The sequence below is a fragment of the Vreelandella olivaria genome (assembly GCF_023507745.1).
Taxonomy (GTDB): domain Bacteria; phylum Pseudomonadota; class Gammaproteobacteria; order Pseudomonadales; family Halomonadaceae; genus Vreelandella; species Vreelandella olivaria_A.
Genome location: NZ_JALPZO010000119.1, coordinates 36,925 through 47,389 on the forward strand (window position 1 = coordinate 36,925; position 10,465 = coordinate 47,389).

Consider the following 10,465-nt stretch of genomic DNA (forward strand, 5'->3'; position numbering starts at 1 on the left):
AGGTCAGCTATTATCCCGACGTTGCGGCTCGAATGCCACCTCTTCAATCTCCCACTCCTCTTCTGGTATACGGCGGTCCCGCTTGACTGCCTGTACAGGACGCTCACCCTGGCCTTCAAACTCTACCGTTGGAACCTGACTCGGCTCGGTAGCGCCAGATTTTTCGCTATTCAAGGTAGGTGGATGGTAATCAATATAGTAGGCACCCTGGCCATCCTCTGGCGCGGCTTCAATCGGCTCTTCGTTTTCATCAGCCTTCGCTGGGGCTTCCTCATCGGTTGCAATGGCATCCGCCTTATTCGGGGCTGATGGCTCCTCCTCGGACATTGGCTTACTGCCCAGTTCCCTCTCACCTACTGCTACGTGTTCCGGCTCTTGCTCGTCAGAGGGATTATTCTGCGCCTCTTCGGTTGTAGCATGGTCAGGAGCAATGGGAGGCGTTTCATCCAACACGGGTTCTGTACGGGGCGGAGTAACCTCACGAGCGGAGGGGGCTGAGGCTGAGGCTGGTGCAGCGCCAGAAGGTGGTGGATAGGTCGCGGGGACGGTTTCCCACTGACGCTCGCGCCGTTTACGGGACCATACCAATGCACCTAACAAAAGTGCCAGCGCTACACTGGCAAGGGGCCACCGATAAGCTGACATACGCTCGGATATACCACGGGCATTACCGGGTACGTCAGCCGCCCCAGTTGCCGAAGCAGCCGCAGCAAGGGTTTGTGCCGCCTCCACCGCCCGCTGGGCTGCTTGCTGTGAAACGTTTAGCGCTTCAGTCAAGGAGGCCACCTCCTGACGCAACTCAGCAAGTTCAGCCCGCAGTTGCTCACGCTCATCCAGCACCTGTTGCAGCATGGCCTGACTCTCTCGTAACTGCCCGACCACGTCATTTAAGGTAAGACCAGCCAGTTCGCTGTCCGGAGCCATTTCGGGCTGCTCTGCTTCTCCCGCTCTGCTGTCGCTGCTTACCTGCTCGCTATGACTTGAGTCAGCCAGGAACAATGGGGCCTCAACATGGGGAAATACCGGGTCAACAGCGGTTGATCCACTACTACCAGACGCTGGCTGACGCATGGCCTGTAGCATTTGCGCAGCCTCACTGGGGGCACGCGCCAATACGGCCTGACTATCAGGCACTGTCAGCGTCTGCCCAGCGCGCATACTATCAATGTTGCCCGCAGGGAAGGCATCAGGGTTGGCTTCAACCAGCGCTACCATCATCTGCTGCACGCTTGCGCTTGAAGGCTTTACCCGCTGGGCCACACCCCACAATGTATCGCCACTTGCCACATCAGCCACATTACCGGCCTGGGCAGGCCCAGCTTCTGGTGTATCCTGGCGAGCGGGGGTCGGCGTGCTGCCAGCCGATGTGTCGGCTACGGGGGCATTAGCAACGAGCCGCTCCGGCGGATCAAACAATAACGTAAAGGCCTGGGAGTACTCCCCTTGAGGGGAAGATATGGTCAACAGTACATCAAGCCACGGTTCCGTAATGGCCCGGGAAGAACCCAGTAGCAGATGACGCCCACCCGAGCGCTCTTGCAACTGCGCGCTGATATTTGCAACCAACGATGTCCACTCTAAACCCAGGGCTGCAAAGGCAGCCTCATCAGCCACCTCAATATGCAGGTCCTCCAGCTCGTAGTGGTCTGTATCCAGCAAAGGCACCGTTGCGCTGAGCGGCGCATCCAGCGGGGAGTTAACCGTGGCCGGCCCCAACCCAATGGCCAGAACCAAAGGGCTAACCGCACTAAGCGATAGCCATGATAACCAAACGAGCTTATTTTTCATGAAGGCCCCTACTGCCTTTTGTTCCCTTATGATGTGGTAATACGGCTATGAGGCGCACTCAACATCATGTATTGATTATTTTTATCATGCCTAACGTAGTAGCGCATTGCCCTATATCAACGCTCATACCACGCCAGTCAGAAGCACATAAAAAGCGGGAGGCTGACCACAGCCTCCCGCTTTTATTAGCCTGCCCTACCAGTAACGAACGCTACCACTTATTGTTCGCGTAAAATCTTGAGCATACGTTTGAGGGGTTCCGCAGCTCCCCACAATAACTGGTCACCTACACTGAAAGCGGACAGGTACTCCCCCCCCATTTTCAGCTTGCGCAGGCGCCCTACTGGTATTTGCAGAGTGCCGGTGGCAGCTGCAGGCGTCAGGCCAGCAACCGTGGCATCCTTCTCGTTTGGAATCAGCTTGACCCACTCATTATGCTTGGCAATGCGCTCTTCGATCTCATCCAGCGGCACATCCTGCTTCAGCTTGATAGTGAATGCCTGGCTATGCGAGCGCATGGCACCGATGCGTACACAAAGGCCATCAATGGGAATCGGGTTATTGTCGAGCCCCAGGATCTTATTGGTCTCAACGCTGCCCTTCCACTCTTCACGGCTCTGGCCGCTATCCAGCTTGGTATCAATCCACGGTAGCAGGCTACCCGCCAACGGCGCGGCGAAGTTATCGGTGGGGAAATCACTGCCACGCATGGCCGCCGTTACTTTACGGTCAATATCCAGAATCGCACTGGATGGGTCCGCAAGCTCGCTACTGACACTGTCACGCAACTGCCCCATCTGGTTCAGCAACTCACGCATATGCTTGGCACCCGAGCCGGAAGCCGCCTGATAGGTCATGGAGGTCATCCACTCCACCATATCCGCTTCAAACAGACCACCAAGCCCCATCAGCATCAAACTAACAGTACAGTTACCGCCAACAAAGGTTTTCGCGCCTTTTGCCAGTTGCGCATCAATGACCTTGCGATTCACCGGATCAAGCACGATAGTGGCTTCATCTTCCATACGCAACGTACTGGCAGCGTCAATCCAGTAGCCTTGCCAGCCATTTTTGCGCAAGTCAGCGTAAACCTGCTTGGTATAATCACCGCCCTGACAGGTGATGATAACGTCGAGCGCCTTGAGTTCATTCAGCGCAAACGCATCTTTCAGTGAAGGTACATCCACGCCGATATCGGGACCAGGCTGGCCAACTTGGGAAGTGGTGAAAAACACCGGCTCGATGCCGTTAAAATCACCATCTTCCTGCATGCGTTGCATCAGCACGGAGCCGACCATGCCACGCCATCCCACGAAACCGACTTTCAACATGTGAAGTCCTCCAGATAAGAATGAGATCAGTATTATACACAAATATTAGACACGACGTCGCCCCCCCCCCCCAAGGGTGGCCGACAGTTGATGCTGTTGCGCATCAGTTAGTTAGCCAATTTTCTACTAAGAGGAAAGCGCTGCAAATGCCGCTAATACCGCGTCACCCATTTCAGTAGTCGAGACGCGATGTACGCCCTCAGAAGCGATGTCAGCGGTGCGTAGTCCATCATCCAACACTCGCCCAACAGCTGCCTCAACTCGCTCAGCCATTGCGGTTTCGTTCAACGAATAGCGCAGCATCATGGCCACGGAGAGCATCATGGCCAGCGGGTTGGCAATGTTCTGACCGGCGATATCAGGGGCACTTCCGTGACAAGGCTCATACATGCCCTGACCACTTTCATTCAGTGAGGCCGAAGGCAGCATACCAATGGAGCCTGTCAGCATGGCGGCAGCATCAGAAAGAATATCACCGAACATATTACCGGTAACGACCACATCGAACTGTTTCGGCGCACGCACCAACTGCATAGCCGCGTTATCCACGTACATATGGGACAGCTCAACATCCGGGTATTCAGGTGCTAAGCGTTCCATCACTTCACGCCACAGCATTGTGACCTCAAGCACGTTGGCCTTATCTACCGAGCACAACTTCTTACTGCGCTTTTGGGCCATTTCAAAGGCCACGCGCCCGATGCGCTCAATCTCACTTTCGGAATAGAGGTAGGTGTTAAAGCCAACCCGCTCGCCGTTACGCTCTTCAATGCCGCGGGGCTGGCCGAAGTAGATACCGCCGGTCAGCTCACGCACAATCATGATATCCAGTCCGGCCACCAGCTCCGGTTTCAGGCTGGACGCGCTGGCCAGTTGCGGATAGAGCATCGCCGGGCGCAGGTTGCCAAATAGCCCCAGGTTTTTACGCAGGCCCAACAGCCCTTTCTCAGGGCGCTTGGAAAGGTCTTCGATTTTGTCCCACTTGGGGCCTCCTACGGCCCCCAGCAGAATCGCACTGGCTGCTTTGGCTTTTTCCAGCGTTTCCGCTGGCAGCGGCTCACCGTGTACATCATAGGCGGAGCCGCCCACCAATCCCTCTTCAACTGCAATATCCAAACCCGCATCTTGGCAGGCTTTTAACAAACGCGCCGCCTGGGCCGCAATTTCCGGGCCGATACCATCACCGGGCAGCAGTAAAACCTTATGAGTCATGCTCAATCCTTAGCACTTATAATTGAATACTTACGCAGGCTGGCGGAACAGCCATGGGCGCTGCTGGCGATGCTTCTCTTCAAAGCTACGGATGGCATCTTCATCCTGCAGGGTAATGCCAATATCATCCAGGCCGTTCAGCAGGCAGTGTTTACGGAAAGCATCCACCTCGAACTCCAGAATTTCACCGCTCGGGGTAACCACCCGCTGATGTTCCAAATCCACATCCAGTTGATACCCTTCATTGGCCTCGACTTCAGCAAACAGCCGGTCAACTTCCTCTTCTGCCAACGTCACCAGCAGAATGCCGTTCTTGAACGCATTGTTATAAAAGATATCGGCAAAGCTGGGTGCAATGACCACTTTGAAGCCAAAATCCTCCAGTGCCCAGGGGGCATGCTCCCGCGAACTGCCGCAGCCAAAGTTACGGCGGGCCAGCAGCACTTCAGCACCCTGGTAGCGGGCCTGATTCAACACAAAATCAGGGTTTAATGGTCGCTGAGAACAGTCCTGCCCCGGCTGGCCTTCATCTAAATAACGCAGTTCATCGAATAAGTTAACACCAAAACCGGTGCGTTTAATCGACTTCAAAAACTGCTTTGGAATAATCAGGTCGGTATCGACGTTAGCACGGTCCAGAGGCGCCACTACGCCTTCAAAACGTTCAAACTTTTTCATGGCTTAGGCCTCCTGGGCATGGCTGGCATCGTTAGCGGGTAAAGTACGCACATCAACAAAATGGCCGGCAATCGCCGCAGCTGCGGCCATGGCAGGGCTAACCAAATGGGTACGCCCGCCGTAACCCTGGCGACCTTCAAAGTTGCGATTAGAGGTGGAGGCACAATGTTCACCAGCCCCCAACTTATCCGCATTCATGGCCAAGCACATAGAGCACCCAGGTTCGCGCCACTCAAAACCTGCCTCAATAAAAATCTTATCCAGGCCTTCCGCTTCCGCCTGCCGTTTCACCAGGCCGGAGCCGGGTACCACCATGGCAAGTTTAATGCTCTCAGCAACCTTATTACCTTTAGCCACCTTAGCGGCCTCACGTAAATCTTCAATGCGGGAATTGGTGCAGGAGCCAATGAAGACTTTATCTAGTTTGATATCGGTGATTCTCTGGTTCGCCTGCAACCCCATATACTCCAATGCACGGGTGTGGCTACGCTGCACGGTTTCATCCTGGGCCGCTTTTGGATCAGGCACCTGGCCTGAAATACCTGCCACCATTTCAGGGCTGGTGCCCCAGCTAACCTGCGGCTCAATGTCCTCAGCCTGGAGCACAACGACCTTATCGAAGTGAGCACCCGGGTCAGACACCAACTGGCGCCAGTCTGCTACGGCGGCTTCCCACTGCTCCGCAGTAGGTGCAAAGGGGCGTTCAGCAAGGTAATTAATGGTGGTGTCATCCACCGCAATCAACCCAACCCGGGCACCGGCCTCAATCGCCATGTTGCATACCGTCATACGCCCTTCCATAGAGAGCGACTCGATAGCGCTACCGGCGAACTCAATGGCATAGCCCGTACCGCCAGCAGTACCGATTTTGCCGATAATCGCCAGCACCACATCCTTCGCGGTAACACCCAGGCCCAACTGACCTTCCACGCGCACCTGCATATTCTTCATTTTCTGGGCCAGCAAACACTGGGTTGCCAGTACGTGCTCCACCTCAGAGGTACCAATACCATGGGCCAAGGCCGCAAAAGCACCGTGGGTGGCCGTGTGGGAGTCGCCACACACAACGGTCATGCCCGGCAAGGTAGCGCCCTGCTCTGGCCCCACTACGTGCACAATCCCCTGGCGCGGATCGTTGATCTTGAACTCTTCGATACCAAACGCCAGACAGTTATCGTCCAGCGTTTGCACCTGAATTAACGACACAGGATCTTTAATACCGCTATTGCCCTCAGCGCGCTCTTTTACTGTAGTAGGCACGTTGTGGTCAGGCGTTGCCAGATTGGCATCCAGGCGCCATGGCTTGCGGTTAGCCAAACGCAGGCCTTCAAACGCCTGGGGCGAAGTCACTTCGTGGAGCAACTGGCGGTCGATGTAAATCAGCGCGGTACCATCATCACGCTGTTTCACCAAATGCTGATTCCAGAGTTTGTCGTAAAGGGTTTGATCTGACATATGGCTCTCCTGGGCAGTGCCCTGCTAGTTCGTTATGGCAGCCTCTGCGTGCTGCTTTTATTACCGGTATAGCGAGTGTTGCCCGACTCGCACATAAAAGCAATTCATGTTATTCATACTTTAGATTCCAAATTGGAATAGAGGAACAGTTACACAGAGGAAGCAATCAGCGTGGACACTCAAAGCCTTCAGGCATTTCTGGCCGTAGCGGAAACCCAGAGTTTTTCCAGAGCGGCGGAGCAGTTACATCTTACCCAGCCTGCCGTGAGTAAGCGGATCGCCACGCTGGAAAGCCTGCTAGACACACGACTATTTGACCGTATTGGGCGGCGCATTGCGCTTACTGAAGCGGGCAATGTGCTATTACCCAAAGCACAACGCATTCTATTTAACGTAGAAGATAGCCGTCGGGCACTGGCAAACCTTTCCGGTCAGGTGGGAGGAAAACTGACCCTTGCCACTAGCCACCACATCGGCCTGCACCGGCTACCCCCTCTATTAAAACAGTATACCCAGCGCCACCCGGAAGTAGCACTGGACCTCCACTTTATAGATTCCGAGCTAGCCTACCAGGGCGTTCGTGATGGCTCACTTGAAATGGCAATTGTGACACTCGCCCCCCACCCGGTTGAGCAACTGAACGTTGTTGAGCTATGGCGCGACCGACTCTGTTTTGTATGCGCTGCCGACCACCCTCTGGCCCAACGCACTCGCCAGAGCGAAGCTCCACTTAGCCTGGCCACCCTATGTGAGTTCAACTGCGTACTGCCGGGCGCCAAGACTTTCACCCGCACGCTCATCGGGCAGCGCTTTGAGGAAGCGGGCCTTACGCTGCCCGTCAGTATGTCCACCAACTACCTGGAAACACTCAAAATGATGTGCGGCGTTGGATTAGGCTGGAGCCTGCTGCCGGAAAAGATGATCGATAGCGAGCTTGTGGAAATCGGCGTTGATACGGCTCCCATTTACCGCCCCCTGGGCTACCTGGTTCACACCAACCGGACCCTCTCCAATGCTGCCAAAAAGATGATCGAAGAGTTGGAAAGCACCCGTGTCACTGACCTTCCCCCAGATTAGCACCACTGGCTCAGGGACTTGGTCCTGGCCACTCGCACGGCCAATATAAACATTGCCGCCTATTGACAGGCAGAAGACCCATAGGTGTTAGATCGCCAAACTGGTTAGGCACACTGAGCAACTGCCAATATCGTCATGGGGCTTGGCAGCTGACGCTCAGTTCATACAACGGCAATTGCGTAGCCTCCCAAAGCACGTTTCCCTGCTGTCTCTTTCCCAAGGAGGTGCTGCTCGCGGAGGGTGAGACCGCATGACTGCAGTAATTCAACCAGACGCTCGCTTGTTGGCGGAGTGCTATCAATACCGAACTTCAGCGGTTCTCCACCCGCCTGGAGCGACGCCCTCACCAAACGCAGATGCAACGATTGCGATTCGAGCACCTCGGTTGTGAAATAGTCGAAAGCAACAACGCTGCCCCGTGCACAGCCAGCAATCTTGCGTAGTGTGTCTTCAACGGCTATCCGGTCCAGATAGGGGGTTACACCTTCCCACAAAAAGAGGGTGGGTTTGTCAGCATCAAAACCCGCCTCCACGAGACAGTTGAACCAGTCTTCTTTTTCGAAGTTTGCAGCAACGAAGGTCACGCCCGCCGAATCCACTTCGGCAACTTTCAAAGCCTTTTGCTTGATCGCGATGGTTTCCGGCGTATCCACTTCGAAGGATCGTCCACGCCATTGCCTGGGCAATCGATAGGCGCGGGTATCGAAGCCCGCGCCTAAAATGACGAACTGGGGCATGTCAGCCAGGTACTTATCCGCAACCCCATCATAAAACGTCTGGCGAGCGGAGACTTGATTGCTAAACGTCACGTCGCCTTCAAAAGGGTATCGAAAGATTGGCGGCACATAGCCGCTCAGGCGATGAGCAAGTTGCAGAGAGCCAAACAGGAGCCACACTGCGAACGGTGAAATACCTGGCAGCACCATAAGCAACCGGTGCGCGGGCTCGTCGTACCGGACACCAAGCCGGTGTTGAAACCAACGTGCCGATAGCGGCCCCTGGGCTGTTCCCGATACCCCCGTGTTGCGTTTGGCATAGAGCTTACCAACCCAGAATACATAGCCAATCACCATCGCCGGAAATAAGAGAATGCAAATGATATAGAAGATGATCGCAGCAAAAGGGCCACACCGTGAGACAGTCTCTTGCTTGGGTTCAGTCATGTTTGACCTCTTTAACGCTCCGGTTCAGCAGCAGGCTGCGTAACGAACGACCCGCTGCAACTGATGGTTAGACGCCAACGCGTGAGTTCTCAACACCTATGTTCCATGGGACTCTCTCGCTAGGGCTGCTGCACGAGCGGTGCTGGGTCGCCGCAGCAATGGAACCGACGCGGTCGAGCATCGTCTCCCTGCATACTGCGGCTTCTTGATCAGGAAATCCGCGAGAGAAGGACACACCAGCGCTCGTTGTTGCTATGGCTGGGAAGCCGAGAGAGGCAAGCATCAGAGCACTACCAGCGTCCCAAGCGTAGGCATGAGAAAGATGCCGTTGGCTGTGTGCAACTGCTGAAAGCGAAGGCCACGCTGGATTTGGTTCATGGTGATGATGCTCACGCTTGGTGAAACCCAGCGCCGCCAACACTCGCAGCTTTGTAGTGGAGGCGAAGCCGCAACGAAAAAGCTGTCGCTGTGCTTGGCCTGATTATAAGCCAATGTATCGGGGACACATCGTGACACGAGATGTAATCCACTATTCGACGCACGAACCTTTCTTTAACTCCCTCTGTGATTCGCGCGCTGTCATTTTGAAGCCCCAACTCTTCAACCACCTCAGTGAGAATCCCCGAATCGGTCACATGATGATAGCGGCCCCAGTCAGGCCAATGGTCACACCCAATACATCCTTGGCAGCCACTTGAAAGCATTTGGTATCGAAATCGTACGACTCGACCACCGTTCCGTCTATGTCGAACAAGACTAGCTGCACAGCCTCCCCCCTGGCTTATAACGAGGCTGTAGAAAAACCTATTTTGAGCCACCTCTACCGCCTGTTGTCTCAATTTATTCACCCTGCCAGTCATCTGGCTGGATAATATTACTATCGGCATTCAGCCATTGAAGTGCACATATAACGCCAGTCAGGGGACCATGTCGCTCCTACAAAGCGGCAGATCCCGCCCCTCCCTTCCTTGATTCGCTTCCCCCGCCTCATCCTTGGGCGGTGCGTCTTTAGGAAACGATCCACTTTGTTCATGGCGGCATCTAGCGAAAGAATCATTTTGACCCGACGAATCTCCCGGTCCAGATCGGCTTCCGTTTCGGCTTCATCACGCGCGTAGTGCTCCAGTAGGTTCAGTCTGAACGCTGTTCATCTTGAAGGTACAGTCGCTTCACCACGAACGAGCTTCTCCAACTCGTTCAAGACCAGATAAGCAGCCCGCAGGATTTAGCAGGCATACCGTCAATTGCAAATCGAATCAGTCAGTATTACCGCGATAACGGCTACCCTTTTGCACAAGCTCTTATTCCTGCGCAGCCTTCAGGCATTTATCTCAATATACCTAATTACAGGGATAGCGGTAGACGACATCACTTGCTTAAATACCGTACGCATGGATGAAGCATTCATCAGTATTTCCATTACCGTTATCCCCGTTCCTCACGCAAGCAGCGATGATGAACCACGGGAGCCACCTGGGAGCCGTGATCATGAATCGTTGTTACCGCACCGCCTGGAACCATCGTAAGGGTGTCTGGCAAGCCATTTCCGAGCGAGGGACTGCGTCCAGAGCACGAGGCTGTCTTTGCCGTTTAACCATGGGCACGGTACCTTCTGCGGTAGCAGCCGCAGGGATCCTACTCATCACTCCCAATGCGTATGCCGAGCTACCCAGTGGCGGTACGGTCGTCGCGGGTGATGCTGCCTTAAGCCAACACAACCATACGCTCACCATCGACCAATCCAGTCAAAACGCTGCAATC

General features: G+C 54.8%; 10 protein-coding genes and 1 pseudogene. 3 read left to right on the forward strand and 8 right to left on the reverse strand.

Going from position 1 to position 10,465, the window contains the following annotated elements; all coding sequences use genetic code 11:
* Window positions 1-3 precede the first annotated feature (3 nt).
* The 5 genes from HP566_RS12325 to leuC all read right to left on the reverse strand — a co-directional run bounded on the left by HP566_RS12325 (window position 4) and on the right by leuC (window position 6,464).
* The gene (locus HP566_RS12325) at window positions 4-1,788 is read right to left on the reverse strand and encodes a type IV pilus assembly protein FimV (RefSeq protein WP_249977563.1); all 1,785 of its coding nucleotides are present in this window, start codon (window positions 1,786-1,788) and stop codon (window positions 4-6) included.
* 218 nt (window positions 1,789-2,006) lie between these two features.
* Window positions 2,007-3,119, reverse strand: coding sequence for an aspartate-semialdehyde dehydrogenase (gene asd, locus HP566_RS12330; RefSeq protein ID WP_249977564.1), 1,113 nt, complete (start codon window positions 3,117-3,119; stop codon window positions 2,007-2,009).
* A 126-nt stretch (window positions 3,120-3,245) separates the two neighbouring features.
* Window positions 3,246-4,331 carry a 3-isopropylmalate dehydrogenase gene (leuB, locus tag HP566_RS12335; RefSeq protein WP_249977565.1) on the reverse strand — a complete coding sequence of 362 codons (1,086 nt, stop codon included), beginning with the start codon at window positions 4,329-4,331 and terminating at the stop codon, window positions 3,246-3,248.
* Window positions 4,332-4,361: 30 nt separating this feature from the next.
* The gene (leuD, locus tag HP566_RS12340; RefSeq protein WP_249977566.1) at window positions 4,362-5,009 is read right to left on the reverse strand and encodes a 3-isopropylmalate dehydratase small subunit; all 648 of its coding nucleotides are present in this window, start codon (window positions 5,007-5,009) and stop codon (window positions 4,362-4,364) included.
* 3 nt (window positions 5,010-5,012) lie between these two features.
* On the reverse strand, window positions 5,013-6,464 hold the full coding sequence (gene leuC, locus HP566_RS12345; protein WP_249977567.1) for a 3-isopropylmalate dehydratase large subunit: 1,452 nt from the start codon (window positions 6,462-6,464) through the stop codon (window positions 5,013-5,015).
* A gap of 171 nt (window positions 6,465-6,635) precedes the next feature.
* On the opposite strand from leuC, the gene HP566_RS12350 reads away from it, so the two are divergent.
* Window positions 6,636-7,541: a LysR family transcriptional regulator gene (locus HP566_RS12350; protein WP_249977568.1), complete on the forward strand. Its 906-nt coding sequence runs from the start codon at window positions 6,636-6,638 to the stop codon at window positions 7,539-7,541.
* Between the two features lie 161 nt (window positions 7,542-7,702).
* Here the strand turns inward: HP566_RS12350 and HP566_RS12355 are convergent, their stop codons facing one another.
* From HP566_RS12355 to HP566_RS21625, 3 genes are all read right to left on the reverse strand, one after another.
* Window positions 7,703-8,704 (reverse strand): class I SAM-dependent methyltransferase, encoded by a 1,002-nt coding sequence (locus tag HP566_RS12355; protein WP_249977569.1) that lies wholly within the window; start codon window positions 8,702-8,704, stop codon window positions 7,703-7,705.
* A 67-nt stretch (window positions 8,705-8,771) separates the two neighbouring features.
* Window positions 8,772-9,125 carry an isocitrate lyase/phosphoenolpyruvate mutase family protein gene (locus tag HP566_RS21870; protein WP_425348193.1) on the reverse strand — a complete coding sequence of 118 codons (354 nt, stop codon included), beginning with the start codon at window positions 9,123-9,125 and terminating at the stop codon, window positions 8,772-8,774.
* Window positions 9,126-9,335: 210 nt separating this feature from the next.
* The gene (locus HP566_RS21625) at window positions 9,336-9,470 is read right to left on the reverse strand and encodes a hypothetical protein (protein WP_284041440.1); all 135 of its coding nucleotides are present in this window, start codon (window positions 9,468-9,470) and stop codon (window positions 9,336-9,338) included.
* A gap of 411 nt (window positions 9,471-9,881) precedes the next feature.
* Here HP566_RS21625 and HP566_RS21875 point away from each other — a divergent pair.
* Together HP566_RS21875 and HP566_RS12360 are read left to right on the forward strand one after the other, a co-directional pair.
* Window positions 9,882-10,103: pseudogene (locus tag HP566_RS21875) on the forward strand (POTRA domain-containing protein); the annotation flags it as partial.
* 89 nt (window positions 10,104-10,192) lie between these two features.
* Window positions 10,193-10,465, forward strand: a 273-nt coding sequence (locus HP566_RS12360) for an ESPR-type extended signal peptide-containing protein (RefSeq protein WP_249977570.1), incomplete at its 3' end; no start/stop codon positions are given.